The sequence below is a fragment of the Streptomyces sp. NPDC048172 genome, from assembly GCF_043202595.1.
Classification (GTDB): Bacteria; Actinomycetota; Actinomycetes; order Streptomycetales; family Streptomycetaceae; genus Streptomyces.
Genome location: NZ_JBIDAT010000017.1, coordinates 110,679 through 123,836 on the forward strand (window position 1 = coordinate 110,679; position 13,158 = coordinate 123,836).

The 13,158-nt window shown below is 71.7% G+C and carries 13 protein-coding genes; 5 read left to right on the forward strand and 8 right to left on the reverse strand.

What is annotated here, in order from left to right; all coding sequences use genetic code 11:
- Positions 1–123: 123 nt before the first annotated feature.
- On the forward strand, positions 124–717 hold the full coding sequence (locus ACGF3A_RS42995) for an SMI1/KNR4 family protein (RefSeq protein ID WP_393736644.1): 594 nt from the start codon (positions 124–126) through the stop codon (positions 715–717).
- On the opposite strand, the gene ACGF3A_RS43000 is transcribed toward ACGF3A_RS42995, so the two are convergent.
- The 3 genes from ACGF3A_RS43000 to ACGF3A_RS43010 form a co-directional block, all read right to left on the reverse strand.
- The gene (locus ACGF3A_RS43000; RefSeq protein ID WP_393736646.1) at positions 666–2,678 is read right to left on the reverse strand and encodes a caspase domain-containing protein; all 2,013 of its coding nucleotides are present in this window, start codon (positions 2,676–2,678) and stop codon (positions 666–668) included. The two genes, ACGF3A_RS42995 and ACGF3A_RS43000, sit on opposite strands and share 52 nt — an antisense overlap.
- 2 nt (positions 2,679–2,680) lie before the next feature.
- Positions 2,681–3,055 (reverse strand): hypothetical protein, encoded by a 375-nt coding sequence (locus ACGF3A_RS43005; RefSeq protein WP_393736648.1) that lies wholly within the window; start codon positions 3,053–3,055, stop codon positions 2,681–2,683.
- Positions 3,056–3,335: 280 nt separating this feature from the next.
- Positions 3,336–4,697 carry a diaminopimelate decarboxylase gene (locus ACGF3A_RS43010; protein ID WP_393736650.1) on the reverse strand — a complete coding sequence of 454 codons (1,362 nt, stop codon included), beginning with the start codon at positions 4,695–4,697 and terminating at the stop codon, positions 3,336–3,338.
- A 142-nt stretch (positions 4,698–4,839) separates the two neighbouring features.
- Between ACGF3A_RS43010 and hutU the strand changes: the two genes are divergently transcribed.
- The 4 genes from hutU to hutI are packed head-to-tail and all read left to right on the forward strand — an operon-like array spanning position 4,840 to position 10,292.
- Positions 4,840–6,501 (forward strand): urocanate hydratase, encoded by a 1,662-nt coding sequence (hutU, locus tag ACGF3A_RS43015; protein ID WP_393736652.1) that lies wholly within the window; start codon positions 4,840–4,842, stop codon positions 6,499–6,501.
- 29 nt (positions 6,502–6,530) lie between these two features.
- Positions 6,531–7,721: an allantoate amidohydrolase gene (locus tag ACGF3A_RS43020; protein WP_393736677.1), complete on the forward strand. Its 1,191-nt coding sequence runs from the start codon at positions 6,531–6,533 to the stop codon at positions 7,719–7,721.
- Positions 7,718–9,076 carry a formimidoylglutamate deiminase gene (locus ACGF3A_RS43025; RefSeq protein ID WP_393736654.1) on the forward strand — a complete coding sequence of 453 codons (1,359 nt, stop codon included), beginning with the start codon at positions 7,718–7,720 and terminating at the stop codon, positions 9,074–9,076. The genes ACGF3A_RS43020 and ACGF3A_RS43025 overlap by 4 nt, the downstream gene beginning before the upstream one ends.
- 43 nt (positions 9,077–9,119) lie before the next feature.
- A complete protein-coding gene (gene hutI / locus ACGF3A_RS43030; protein WP_393736656.1) occupies positions 9,120–10,292 on the forward strand; it encodes an imidazolonepropionase in 1,173 nt (390 codons plus the stop codon).
- A gap of 12 nt (positions 10,293–10,304) precedes the next feature.
- On the opposite strand, the gene ACGF3A_RS43035 is transcribed toward hutI, so the two are convergent.
- The 5 genes from ACGF3A_RS43035 to ACGF3A_RS43055 form a co-directional block, all read right to left on the reverse strand.
- On the reverse strand, positions 10,305–10,556 hold the full coding sequence (locus ACGF3A_RS43035; RefSeq protein WP_393736658.1) for a type II toxin-antitoxin system RelE/ParE family toxin: 252 nt from the start codon (positions 10,554–10,556) through the stop codon (positions 10,305–10,307).
- Positions 10,556–10,867, reverse strand: a complete 312-nt coding sequence (locus ACGF3A_RS43040; RefSeq protein WP_393736660.1) for a hypothetical protein — start codon at positions 10,865–10,867, stop codon at positions 10,556–10,558. The genes ACGF3A_RS43035 and ACGF3A_RS43040 overlap by 1 nt, the downstream gene beginning before the upstream one ends.
- Positions 10,868–11,262: 395 nt before the next feature.
- The gene (locus tag ACGF3A_RS43045) at positions 11,263–12,096 is read right to left on the reverse strand and encodes a helix-turn-helix domain-containing protein (protein ID WP_393736662.1); all 834 of its coding nucleotides are present in this window, start codon (positions 12,094–12,096) and stop codon (positions 11,263–11,265) included.
- Positions 12,086–12,610, reverse strand: a complete 525-nt coding sequence (locus ACGF3A_RS43050) for a DUF6879 family protein (RefSeq protein ID WP_393736664.1) — start codon at positions 12,608–12,610, stop codon at positions 12,086–12,088. Before ACGF3A_RS43050 ends, ACGF3A_RS43045 begins: the two co-directional genes overlap by 11 nt.
- Positions 12,594–12,806, reverse strand: a complete 213-nt coding sequence (locus ACGF3A_RS43055) for a hypothetical protein (RefSeq protein ID WP_393736666.1) — start codon at positions 12,804–12,806, stop codon at positions 12,594–12,596. The genes ACGF3A_RS43050 and ACGF3A_RS43055 overlap by 17 nt, the downstream gene beginning before the upstream one ends.
- Positions 12,807–13,158 lie beyond the last annotated feature (352 nt).

Genomic DNA, 13,158 nt, shown 5'->3' on the forward strand with positions numbered 1-13,158 from the left:
GGGGAAGGTCAGGTGTGTCAATACAGTGCGCAAAGAGAGGGCAGTTGCTTCGATGGGCGAAGAAAGGTCCCATCTCTAGGGGGTGTTGGGGCATTGTCGGAGGTGGATGCCACGCTCTTCCGTATGACACCGACGATCACCGATTCCTGGGCCCGCATCGAGACGTGGCTCGCCGCGCACGCGCCTGCCACGTTCGCCGCGCTGGCCCCGCCCGCGAAGCCCGAGCGCATCGCCGCGGCCGAGGAAGCGATAGGGCTGGCCTTCCCCGAGCCGCTGAAGGAGAGCCTGCTGCGGCACGACGGCTCGGCCGACGCGAGCGTGCTGCCGCCCTTCTGGTCCCTGCTGGGCGCTGAGGCGGTCGAGGAGAACTGGGAGCTGAGGGTCGAGATCTACGAGGACGAGCTGGAGGAAGAGGAGGAGGACGACGAGGACGACCCCGAGTCCGAGTTCGGCCCGTGGTGGAACCGCGCCTGGATCCCCTTCGCGAAGGACGGCGCCGGGGACTACCTGGTGATCGACCTGCGCCCCGGCCCCCGTGCGGGCCGAATAGGCAATGCCGACCACGAACTGGGCGGCCACTTCAAGGACTTCCCGATGTGGTCCTCGCTCCCCGCCCTCCTCGACGCGACGGCCACCTCTCTGGAGACCGGCGAACAGCTGGGGAACTACGCCCCGTTCGTCAACGAGGACGGAGGGCTGGACTGGCACAGGGAATAGGACGGCCCGTGCGCCAGGGGCTTCGCCTCGCTGCGCGCCAGGCGATCCTGGAGCACGGCCCCGCACGCGGCGAGCACGGGCACGGCGACCAGCAGGGCGACGAGGACGGTGCGCCGGAACCGTACGAGCGGTGTCGTCGCGGTCCGGCGTGCGCCCAGGAACATCGCCGTCGCGCCGAGTACGAGTGACGCGACCGCGAGGGTGAGGCCCTCGGCGCGGTCCGCGAAGCGGATTCCGACCCTCGCGTAGTCGATGGCCGCGATGGCGTTCACGCCGCCGACCCAGCCGCCGAGCAGCGCGACGGCGAAGCGTCCCGGCGTTACCACGAGGGCCCACGCGGGCACGGCGGCGACGGGCACGGCCGCCACCAGGAAGCCTCGGGCCGCACCGGCGGCGGATGCGTAGCCGATGTACCCGTCGTAGAGGGCGAAGGCGTACTGCAGCTTGAAGAAGACGAACACGGTCACGAGACCGGCCGCCACGCAGACGCACGCGGGAATCCAGGCGGCCGGAGCGGCCGTGGCGGGCCGACGCGGCTCCAGCCGGACAGTACGGCCCTTCCGCAGGACGCGTACGTGGAGGGAGGCGGCGGCCAGCAGGAGGAGATGTCCCGCGAGGGCTGTCCACGCCGACACGACCGAGAGCTCCATGGGCAGCAGATAGGCGAGCCCCCAGACGGAGAGGGCGCCGACGCCGAGCAGGATGCCGGGACCGGTCAGTTCCCTCGTGTGCGCCCGTAGCACGCAGGCCCCGGCGAGCAGGGCGACCAGGGCGAGGATCGCCCCGTACCAGGCGACGCCGGATGCCCGTGCACCCCAGAAGAAGTTGCCGTACCGCACGGTGTCGTAGATCGACGTGGTCGCCAGCAGCACGCTCGCGAGGAGCGCCAGCACGCCCGGAAGCGCGGTGAGCGGTCTCTTCGCCGTCCTGGCGGGGCGCACGGCCGACGGTGGCACAGGGGGTGAAGCGGGAGGCGGGGCGGTCGCCTCGGGGCGTACGCCCTTGTCCCGTACGCCCTCCCACTCACGTAGCCGTGCCGTCGCCGCCGCCGAGACGGCTCTGCTGTCGTCGTCCGCCAGGCGCCGGATCTCCGCCGCGGCGCGGCCGCGTACCAGCGGGTTGCCGACGCGGTACAGATGGGCGAGGCCGTCCACCGCCGACAGGCGGTCCGTGGCCAGCGGGCTGGACACGGCGTTGCTCAGATACGGCGGCAGGGTCCAGTTCGGGTTGCGGGCGATGACGAGGCGGCCCTCGACGTTGTCCTGCTTCTTGGGGCGCTGGTGCGGCTGTTCCTGGACGACGCGCTCGTGCACGTACGTGTACAGCTCGTCGAGCGTGATGTCGCCGTCGCCGTCCAGGTCGGCGCTGCCGTCACGCAGCCCTTCCACCAGGTGGTGGGTGAAGACGGAGCGCGAGGCATCTCCGCGCAGCCGGTCTCCCTCGAAGGCGTACCGGGTCGCGTCGGACGCCGTGAGCACGGTCCGGCCCCGCCCCTGGAACCGCTCCAGCGTGTGCACCGACGTGTCGCCCTTCGACCGGTCACCGGACGCCGGGAACGCGCCGCTGTAGCAGCAGTCGAGGATCAGCACCTGCTGGCGGCACTCGCTCGCGGACATGGCCTGGTCGATCTGTCCGGCGGGCAGCGAGGTGAAGAGCAGGCTGCGCCGCCGGGTGTCGGACGTCGCGAGATAGAGCCGTCCGTCCTCGTCCTTCAGGCCGTGGCCGGTGAAGTAGAGCAGCGTCAGGTCGTTGTGCAGCCGGTCGCGGTACAGCTCGCCGATGGCCTCGCCGACCCGGTGGTGCGGCTCGTTGAGGAGCGTGGTGACCTCGAATCCGGCGATCCCGGGATCCCGCAGCACCGCCGCCAGGGCCTCGGCGTCGTGCGCGGGGGCGGTCAGCCGGCGGAGGCCCTCGTCCTCGTACTCGTACGTGGCGATCAGCAGCGCCACCCGCCGCGCCATGGCTAATCGCCGCCGTGACGCCGCATGTAGAGCTCCAGCAGCGCGCGCTGCTCGGCGCCCGGCTCGCCCTCCAGTTCGATCGTGTCGTCGTCGATCGTCATCACGAGCCGGGGCGGCGCGGGCTGGCGGCCGAGCCAGTCGCGCAGGGTCTCCACGAGCGCGGTGAACGCCCCGCCGGACGCGCCGAGAGCCACGATGACCGCCCCCAGGGTGACGGGGTCGGCCCCCTTCGCGCGGTCCGGAAGGGCCTCGGACGGCGCGGGTCGGATCGATGCGACGTCCAGCTCGGCGAGTTCGGCGCGCAGTCGGCGGCCGAGCCGCTCCAGCGACTCCTCGTCGTACGCGGGATCGGGCGCGATGGCCAGCAGCACGTCCACGGTGCACCCCCGTTCCGGCCACGCCTCGGGATGGTGCGGTACCTCCCAGTCTTGCGCACGGGGAGGTTCCGGACCAGGCCGTATCCGGCGGATGCTGGGCAGGGGCTGCCCCTGCCTGCCGGTCGCAGGCTGCGGGTTGTGGGCGGTTGCTCGCGCAGTTCCCCGCGCCCCTGAGGCCTCAGGGGCGCGGGGAACTGCGCGACAAGCCACGACGACGACCGCGGCCTGCAACGCACGGCACGGGGCAGCCCCTGCCCAGCCCTGAGGAGAGGGCCACGGCCTAGTCGTGCGGCGCCCGCAGCGCGTCCCGTTCCGCGCCGCCCGACTCCGCGACGATCTCCCGGAGGGACTGCGGCTCGCGGACCGTCGCGAAGGACACGGCCTCGTCCTCTCCCACCGTGTAGCCGTACACGCCCGGCCGGGGAAGGGAGTTGTAGCCGAACGGGGTCGAGAAGTAGTACGCGCCCGTGTCGAGGAGGGCCGCGTGGTCGGACTCCTCCAGGAGCGGGAGGGGGCGTTCGCGGGCGACCAGGTCGCCCGCGAAGCAGCAGGGGCCCGCCACGTCCTGGACGACGGGCTCGCCCGTCTTCGGCCGCCCCTTCGGGTCGTACGCGGCGACGCGCAGCGGCCAGGCGTCCGGCGCGAAGACCGTGCGGGTGGCGAGCTGCGCGCCCGCGTGGGTGAGGGCGATGCGGCGCCCGCCCGAGGTCTTCGCGTACTCGACGCGGGCCAGGACCGTGCCCGCCTTGGCGAGCAGGGACCGGCCGAACTCGGTGACCAGCCCGTACGTGCCGTCGAAGAGCCCGGGGACCTCCCCGGCCAGCAGTCGCGCGTACTCCGCGTACGAGGGATCGACCGCGTCCGAGGCGAAGTTGACCGGCAGTCCGCCGCCGAGGTCGAGGGTGTCGATCTGGCGGCGCCCGTCGCGGCGTACGGTCGCCGCGTTGATCTCCTCGGCCAGCTCGTGCACCGCGCGCACGCCCTCGGTCATCAGCTCCAGCGGGATGCCCTGCGAGCCGACGTGCGCGTGCAGCCGGGTCAGCCACGGCCGGTCCAGGTACGCCCGTACGATCCCCTCGCGGGCGCCCGCGTCGCGCAGCGGGAAGCCGAACTTCGAGGTGGCCGTCGCCGTGGACATCGCGCCGATCGAGCCGCCGCCGACCTGCGGGTTCACCCGCAGGCCGAGCTTCGCGCCCGGGGGCGGGGCGAGCGCGTCGAGGCGGGCCAGCTCCTGCGGGTTGTCGGCGTTGAGCGCGATGCCGAGCGCGAGGGCCTCGCGCAGCTCGGCGCCGGTCTTCGCGGGCGAGTCGAGCACGGTACGCCCGCTCTCCACGCCCGCCGCACGGGCCAGGGCCAGCTCGCCGGGGCTGGCGACCTCGCAGCCGATGCCCTCGTCGGCGAGCAGCCGCAGCACGGGGACGAGCGAGGACGCCTTGACCGCGAACGTGTGCAGCACGGGCTGGTCCGGCGCCGCCACCGCGCGGAAGGCCGCGTGGAGCGCCCGCGCCTGCTCCCGTACGGCCGCGACGTCCAGCAGCGCGGCGACGGGGGAGCGGTCCTCGGTCACGAGCTCTTGCTCGACGGCGGCGCGTACGGCCAGGTCACGGCGGCGGGGGAGCGGTGCGTGCGGTGCGTGGGTCATGCGGCAAGCCAAACACGGGGGTGTGGCGCGATCCCACCCCTTTCCCGGCCGCCCGTTGACTGAAAGTATTCAGCGAATAAGCTGAGTGAATATCTGGTCGACAGCCGAGACAGCAACCGAGACAGTCGAGGGAGACAGGCTCATGGCAGGTCCACGGCCCGTACGGGCACCGCGCGGCACCGAGCTGAGCACGCGGGGCTGGCCGCAGGAAGCGGCGTTCCGCATGCTCCAGAACAACCTCGACCCCGAGGTCGCCGAGCACCCCGACAAGCTCGTCGTCTACGGCGGCACCGGCAAGGCGGCCCGCGACTGGGGCTCCTTCGAGGCCATGCTGCGCACCCTGCGCACGCTCAAGGACGACGAGACGATGCTCGTCCAGTCCGGGCGTCCCGTCGGCGTCATGCAGACCCACGAGTGGGCGCCGCGCGTCCTGATCGCCAACTCGCACCTGGTGGGCGACTGGGCGAACTGGGAGGAGTTCCGCCGCCTCGAAGCCCTCGGCCTGACCATGTACGGGCAGATGACGGCCGGGTCGTGGATCTACATCGGCACCCAGGGCATCCTCCAGGGGACGTACGAGACCTTTGCCGCCGTCGCCGCCAAGAAGTTCAACGGCAGCCTCGCCGGGACGATCACGCTCACCGCCGGTCTCGGCGGCATGGGCGGCGCCCAGCCGCTCGCCGTCACCATGAACGACGGCGTCGCGATCGTCGTCGAGTGCGACCCGTCCCGCATCGAGCGCCGTATCGAGCACGGCTACCTCGACGTACGCGCGACGGACGCCGCCGACGCGCTGCGCCGCGCCGTCGAGGCCAGGGACGCCCGCCGCCCCCTCTCCATCGGCCTCCTCGGCAACGCCGCCGAGGTGCTGCCCCAGCTCCTCGCCGACGGCGCGCCGATCGACATCGTCACCGACCAGACCTCGGCGCACGACCCCCTCGCCTACCTCCCGGCGGGCATGGACTTCGACGACATGGCGGCGTACGCGCGGGAGAAGCCCGCCGACTTCACGCTGCGCGCCCGCGAGTCGATGGCGCGGCACGTCGAGGCGATGGTCGGCTTCCAGGACGCGGGCGCCGAGGTCTTCGACTACGGCAACTCGATCCGCGGCGAGGCCCAGCTGCACGGCTACGAGCGGGCGTTCGCCTTCCCCGGCTTCGTGCCCGCCTACATCCGCCCTCTCTTCTGCGAGGGCAAGGGCCCCTTCCGCTGGGCGGCGCTCTCCGGCGACCCGAAGGACATCGCGGCCACCGACCGTGCCCTCCTCGACCTCTTCCCCGAGAACGAGTCCCTGGCCCGCTGGATCAAGCTCGCGGGCGAGCGCGTCCACTACCAGGGCCTCCCGGCGCGCATCTGCTGGCTCGGCCAGGGCGACCGCGCCAAGGCGGGCGAGCGCTTCAACGACATGGTCGCCGCGGGCGAGATCGCGGCCCCGCTCGTGCTCGGCCGCGACCACCTCGACACCGGCTCCGTCGCCTCCCCGTACCGCGAGACGGAGGGCATGCGCGACGGCTCCGACGCCATCGCCGACTGGCCGATGCTCAACGCGATGGTGAACGTCGCCTCCGGCGCCTCCTGGGTCTCCCTCCACCACGGCGGCGGCGTCGGCATGGGCCGCTCGCTCCACGCGGGCCAGGTCACGGTCGCCGACGGCACGCCGCTCTCCGGCGAGAAGCTGCGCCGCGTCCTCACCAACGACCCGGGCATGGGCGTCATCCGTCACGTCGACGCCGGGTACGAGATCGCGGAGGAGACCGCCGCCGCGCGCGGGGTCCGGATCCCGATGCGGGAGGGCGAGGCGTGAGCGCGCTCCAAGGGGCCTCTTTCCACGGCATGTGGAAGGACCTGCTCCCCCTCGGCCGGAGCGCGGAGAGCGGGGGATACCGGCGGTACGCGTGGACCCCCGCCGACACCGAGTGCCGGGCCTGGTTCGAGGAGCAGGCCCGCACGCGCGGACTGACGTACGAGGTCGACCGGAACGGCAACCAGTGGGCCTGGTACGGCGATCCGGCGGCGCGGGACGCGGTCGTCACGGGCTCGCACCTGGACTCGGTCCCGGACGGCGGCGCGTACGACGGCCCACTGGGCGTCATCTCCGCGTTCGCCGCGTACGACGAACTCCGCGCGCGGGGCGCGGCGTTCCGCAAGCCCCTCGCCCTCGTCAACTTCGCGGACGAGGAGGGCGCGCGCTTCGGCCTCTCCTGCGTCGGCTCGCGGCTGGCGGCCGGGACGCTGACCCCCGAGGGCGCGCACGCGCTGCGCGACGCGGACGGGATCTCGCTCCCGGACGCGATGGAGGCGGCGGGCCAGGACCCCTCGGCCCTCGGCCCCGACCCCGAACGGCTCGCCCGGATCGGCGCGTTCGTCGAGCTGCACATCGAGCAGGGCCGGGCCCTGGCCCTGGAGGAGCGGGACACGCCCGTCGGCGTCGCCTCGGCGATCTGGCCGCACGGGCGCTGGCGGTTCGACTTCCACGGCGAGGCCAACCACGCGGGCACGACCCGCCTGGAGGACCGCCGCGACCCGATGCTGACGTACGCGAACACGGTCCTGGCGGCCCGTAAGAAGGCCCGCCTCGCGGGGGCGCTGGCCACCTTCGGCAAGGTCGCGGTCGAACCGAACGGCGTCAACGCCGTGCCGTCCCTGGTGCGCGGCTGGCTCGACTCCCGCGCCGCCGACCAGGAGACGCTGGACTCGGTGGTCGCGGAGATCGAACAGGCCGCGACCGAGCGCGGCACGCGCGACGGCGTCGAGGTCCGCGTCGAGGCGGAGTCCACGACGCCGGTCGTCTCCTTCGACCACGCGCTGCGCGACCGTATGGCGGCACGGCTCGGCGGCGCGCCCGTGCTTCCCACGGGCGCGGGCCACGACGCGGGTATTTTGTCCGCTTCGGTGCCCACCGCCATGCTGTTCGTGCGGAACCCGACGGGCGTCTCGCACTCGCCCGCCGAGACGGCGGCCGAGGACGACTGCGTGGCGGGGGTCACCGCGCTCGCCGACGTACTGGAAGGGCTCCTCGTATGACACTCGCCTACTGGTGCGAGAGCGCCTGGCTCAACGGGACCGTGGAGCCGGGCGTCGTCCTGGAGGTGACGGCGGACGGCCGCATCGCGGCCGTCCGCACCGGGGCCGCCGCACCCCCGGAGGGCGCGGCGGTGCTGCGCGGCCTCACCCTCCCCGGCCTGGCGAACGCGCACTCGCACGCCTTCCACCGCGCCCTGCGCGGCACGGTCCAGGTGGGCTCCGGCACCTTCTGGACCTGGCGCGAGACGATGTACCAGACCGCCGCGCAACTCACCCCGGACAGCTATTTCACGCTGGCCCGCGCGGTGTACGCGGAGATGGCGCTCGCCGGGATCACCTGCGTCGGCGAGTTCCACTACCTGCACCACGCCCCCGGCGGCGAGCGCTACACGGACCCCAACGCGATGAGCCACGCGCTGGCAGCGGCGGCAGGTGAGGCAGGCATCCGCCTCACCCTCCTGGACACGGCATACCTCGCCTCGGGCCTCGGCGCCCGGGGCAGGCCGCCCGAGCCGCCGACCCGCCAGCAGCTCCGCTTCTCGGACGGCACGGCCCAGGAGTGGGCCGAGCGGGCCTCCGCCTTCAAGCCGTCCGGCGATCACGTCCGTACGGGCGCCGCGATCCACTCCGTACGGGCCGTACCGGCGCGCGAACTCCGTACGGTCGCGGAGTGGTCGCAGGAGCGCGGGGCGCCCCTGCACGTCCACCTCTCCGAGCAGACGGCGGAGAACGAGGCGTGCGAGGCCCGCCACGGCCTCACCCCCACCGGGCTCCTGGACGAGCACGGCGTCCTCGGCCCCCGTACGACGGCGGTCCACGCCACGCACCTCACGGACGGCGACATCGCGCGCGTGGGCGGCACGGACACCGGCGTGTGCATGTGCCCGACCACGGAACGGGACCTCGCCGACGGCATCGGCCCCGCCCCGGCCCTCCAGGGCGCGGGCGCCACCCTCTCGCTCGGCTCCGACAGCCACGCCGTGATCGACCTCTTCGAGGAGGCCCGCGCCCTCGAACTGAACGAGCGCCTCAGCAGCCGCACCCGGGGCCACTGGACGGCGGCCCAACTCCTCCGCGCCGCCACCGAGGACGGCCACGCGGCCCTCGGCTGGACCGAGGCGGGCCGCCTGGAACGCGGCGCGCTCGCCGACTTCACGACGGTCGCCCTCGACTCGGTCCGCACGGCGGGCCCGCTGCCGCGCCTGGCCGCCGAGACGGCGGTCTTCGCGGCGACGGCGGCCGACGTCCGCCACACGGTGGTCGGCGGCCGGCACGTGGTGAAGGACGGCGTCCACACGACGGTGGAGGACGTCCCCGGAGCTCTGCGGGACGCGATCTCGGCCCTGCGCCCGTAGCCCTGCGCCCGTAGCCCTGTCCCCGTAGACGAACGGACCCGGAATGCCCACCACGGTCATCACGAACCTCACCACCCTCGTCACCAACGACCCCGCACAGGGCGACGGCTCGCCCCTCGGCCTCATCGAGAACGCGGCCCTCGTCATCGAGGACGGCGCCATCGCCTGGGCCGGCCCGACGTCCAGTGCCCCCGCCGCCGACGAGCGGTACGACGCGAACGGCAAGGCCGCGATCCCCGGCTTCGTCGACTCGCACAGCCACCTGGTCTTCGCGGGCGACAGGACCGCCGAGTTCAACGCGAGGATGTCCGGCCGTGCCTACACGGCGGGCGGCATCCGCACGACGGTACGGGCGACGCGCGAGGCGAGCGACGAGGCGCTCTCGGCCAACCTGGCCGCCCACCTCCGCGAGATGCTGAGCCAGGGCACGACGACGGTCGAGACGAAGTCCGGCTACGGCCTCACGACGGAGGAAGAGGCCCGCGCACTGCGGGTGGCCCGTGAACACACGCCGGAGACCACGTTCCTGGGCGCGCACATCGTGGGCCCGGAGTACGAGGGAGACGCGGACGCCTACACGACTCTCGTGACCGGCGAGATGCTGGAGGCATGCGCGCCGTACGCCCGCTACGTGGACGCCTTCTGCGAGAAGGGCGCGTTCGACGGCGACCAGACGCGCGCGATCCTGACGGCGGGCAAGGCGAAGGGCCTGATCCCCCGGGTCCACGCGAACCAGCTCTCGTACGGCCCCGGCATCCAGATCGCCGCCGAACTGGGCGCGGCCTCCGCCGACCACTGCACGCACGCCTCCGACGCGGACGTCGCGGCGCTGGCGGACAGCGGTACGGTCGCGACGCTGCTGCCCGGCTGCGAGTTCTCCACCCGGGCCGTCTACCCGGACGCCCGCCGCTTCCTGGACGCGGGCGTCACGGTGGCCCTCTCCACGGACTGCAACCCGGGCTCGTCGTACACCTCATCGATGCCGTTCTGCGTGGCGGTGGCCGTACGGGAAATGGGCATGACCCCCGACGAGGCCCTCTGGTCAGCAACGGCGGGCGGCGCCCGTGCCTTGCTGCGCGACGACATCGGCCACCTGAAGCCCGGAAGCCGAGCAGACCTCACCCTCCTGAACGCCCCGTCCCACGTCCACCTGGCCTACCGGCCGGGGGTGCCGCTGGTCGCGGGGGTGTGGAGGGAGGGGGTGCGGGAGGTCTGACGCGGCCGTCGCCTACCGGCTACGCCCGATGTGCTCGACGGCGATGATGACGGGCGGGCCGTCCTCGATCCGGTAGAGAACCCGGTACTGCGCCACGTGGATCCTCATACGGTCCGGTCCGTACGACTGTGCGCCACTGGGGCGAGGATCGTCGGGGAGTCCCTCGATGACATGGAACAGCGCCGTGGTCCCTGCCGGATCGTCCTTGCGGAACCGGGCGAACGACGCGCGCGCGGAGTGCTCCCACCGCACGGCATGCGCCATCAGGCGGCGTCTCCCCGGTCCTGCCGGGGCTCGATCCCCATCTCGCGGGCGAAGTCGTCATGCGGAGTGCCCTTGCTGCCCTGCATACGCGCGTGGGTGTTCTCGGCCAGGGCGAGGAACTCGCCGAGCTCCTCGAAGATCTCGGCGTTGACGAGCAGGCCGAGGGTCTTGCCCTGCCCATCGGTGATCAGGAAGTCCTCGCCGGTGTCCCGGACCCGTTCGAGGATCGAGGAGAGCTGCCGCGCCGCGTCCTGGACGTCGACCACGCGCTGGTAGGGGCCGTCCTGATGAACGCCCTCGATCTCGCTCATACGCCTCCTCGTGTTTGTCGTGCTCGCTGGGTCACTCCGGCGCCTACGGTATCGGGCGGATTCGTCTGGAATCGCTGGAACGGGAAGTCCAGGCGCCACTCCCTGGATGTCATGGCGTGGGGGTCATCAGTCGGCATCGAGGGCACTCGCAGAGCGGCCAGACGCTGGACGCCATCGGTTTGCAGGCCGCGTACGGGATGACCCGGTCGGAGACGCACTCGGCCGTGCGGCTGCCGTCGCGGGTGCGGTAGACGCGGATCGTGAGTGCGGGCTTTTCCTGCTCTGCCGGGGGAGTGGAAAAGGGGGGCGGTTCGGTCGGGTCCTGGGGCATGCGGATGACCGTAAGTGGGAGGAGCCGGGATAGGGCCGGGATATGCGCGTAGTCGGGTAGACGATCACGAGCGGCAGGCGGCTGCCCATTCTCCGAGCAATTCCCTGGCCTCATCGCCGAACAGGGCTTGGCGCTCGTACATCCGGAACACTTCAAGGTGTTCGGCGATATCTCTGGCGTCCTGAAAGACGATGCGACCGGTGAAGGTCTCTACGGTCACGAGTCTTCGGTCGTAGACCGTGAAGGTGTTCATCGGGCCGCGTGTGAGCGAGGAGTTCGACGGGACTATACCGATGCGCACGGTGGGGAGGTGGGAGAGTGACGCCAGATGGTCGATCTGTACCGCCATTGCCGCGGGAGGGACCACCGCCCATCTCGCGGCCTGCTCGGTCAACAGGAACGTGAACCGCTTTGTGCTGTCGTAGAGGACAGCTTGCCGTTCCAGTTTCTTGGAGACCGTCCTGGACGTGTCCACCGGTGAATGGCGAAGACTGGCCCTGATGTATTCGGGTGTGGCCAGGAGCCCGGTGACCATCGCGGGTAGGAAGAAGCGCAGCGTGCTGGCCTCGGCTTCCAGTCCGGCCAGTTCCGCTTGCCGTTTCTCCAGCCCTCGCCGCCAGGACGCCCGCTTCCCCTGCCACTCCGTGTTGGCCAGCCGCGCAAGAGCTGTTATCTCGGTGACGAGTTCCGGCGGGGCTTCCAGCGCGCTGAGGAGCAACTCGACGTCGACGAGACCCGGCGTGAGTCGGCCGGTCTCGATGTTGCTGAGCTTGGTCTGCGAGATGTTGCAGCGCTTGGCGAGCCAGACCTGTGTACGGCCTGCTCGCCGGCGCAGCACGCGCAACGCTTCGGCCAGGTCAGCCTTCGACCTGCCCAACTGTCCGGGATCAAACGTCAAGGCCCTTCACGTACTCCTCGAAAGGCACGGCGTGCTCAAGAGACACCCTCTTCCAACTCCGGTAGGGAGCGATGTCCCCTTCGAAGGTCTCGCGATTGATCTGTGTGCCGTCCGGCCGGAAGTTGAGGTGGACGACCCGGGAGTCGTCGAACATCCACCAGTCTCGCCCGGACAACGGCAGTCCGTACTCCCCCTCCGTCACGTCCAGGACGCGAATGTCCTCACCGGCTTCGATGTTTCCCGGGATTCCCCACGCGAACTGGTAACGCTGGTAATCCGTGAGAGGCCGACGCACGACCCGGACCCGCCCAACCTTTCGGCCGGAGCTGAGGTAGCCCCTTACCCGTTCGTGCCAGCGAGCGTTGTGGCCCTCGGGCCTGTTCTCGCCGCGCAGGAACCGGGCAACGTTCTCCTGCTCCCTGGGAATGGTGTACGTCGGCTGCGCCTCGAACCGCCACGCCTCGTGCTCGAAGCCGTCGAAGAACTCGCGCCAGTTCTCACCATCCAAGAGCACGGACAGCCTCCCTCAGAACGTTCTCGGGAATCTTCACCAGCGCCTCACCCGCCGGGGGTCGGAAGGAGTTCGACACCTCGCCCTGGACGATTATTCCGCCGTCCGCCTCGTCCCTGTAGACGTTCGGACAATCGTCGTCGTCACAGTTCGGTCCGCCGCCGTTGCCCGTCAGACGGGTCAATTCCGCACGCGCCATGGTCTGCCTCTCCCGCAAGGAGCACCCTCGCCGTCGATGACGCTAGAGCGGCCCAGGTCGCGGCGTCCATCCGGGAACGCGGGTATCCGCGAAGTCGGGTAGACGATCAAAGCGGGCGCGTTGGCGCGTGTGGGGGTGAACAGGGGGCGCGCGGACGGGAGTTCGGTGAGCGGGCCGTTACGTTGGGTGCGTCCCGATCTCTGTATGAAACGGGACGGCCCCCGGGCGGTGCTGGAACACCGCGTCGAGGGCCTACACCCCTAGGCAGTGTCTTCAAATGTCACGCCCACATCAGGAGCGAGGCGAGGGCGACGGCTGCCTGGTAGGACTCGGCCGTCTTGTCGTAGCGGGT

Coding starts and splice junctions, on each gene's coding strand:
- ACGF3A_RS42995 (WP_393736644.1), top strand. CDS start 124: ATGACACCGACGATCACCGATTCCTGGGCCCGCATCGAGACGTGGCTC.
- ACGF3A_RS43000 (WP_393736646.1), bottom strand. CDS start 2,678: ATGGCGCGGCGGGTGGCGCTGCTGATCGCCACGTACGAGTACGAGGAC.
- ACGF3A_RS43055 (WP_393736666.1), bottom strand. CDS start 12,806: ATGGCGCGTGCGGAATTGACCCGTCTGACGGGCAACGGCGGCGGACCG.
- hutI (WP_393736656.1), top strand. CDS start 9,120: ATGCCCACCACGGTCATCACGAACCTCACCACCCTCGTCACCAACGAC.
- ACGF3A_RS43020 (WP_393736677.1), top strand. CDS start 6,531: ATGTGGAAGGACCTGCTCCCCCTCGGCCGGAGCGCGGAGAGCGGGGGA.
- ACGF3A_RS43010 (WP_393736650.1), bottom strand. CDS start 4,697: ATGACCCACGCACCGCACGCACCGCTCCCCCGCCGCCGTGACCTGGCC.
- ACGF3A_RS43025 (WP_393736654.1), top strand. CDS start 7,718: ATGACACTCGCCTACTGGTGCGAGAGCGCCTGGCTCAACGGGACCGTG.
- ACGF3A_RS43040 (WP_393736660.1), bottom strand. CDS start 10,867: ATGAGCGAGATCGAGGGCGTTCATCAGGACGGCCCCTACCAGCGCGTG.
- ACGF3A_RS43035 (WP_393736658.1), bottom strand. CDS start 10,556: ATGGCGCATGCCGTGCGGTGGGAGCACTCCGCGCGCGCGTCGTTCGCC.
- hutU (WP_393736652.1), top strand. CDS start 4,840: ATGGCAGGTCCACGGCCCGTACGGGCACCGCGCGGCACCGAGCTGAGC.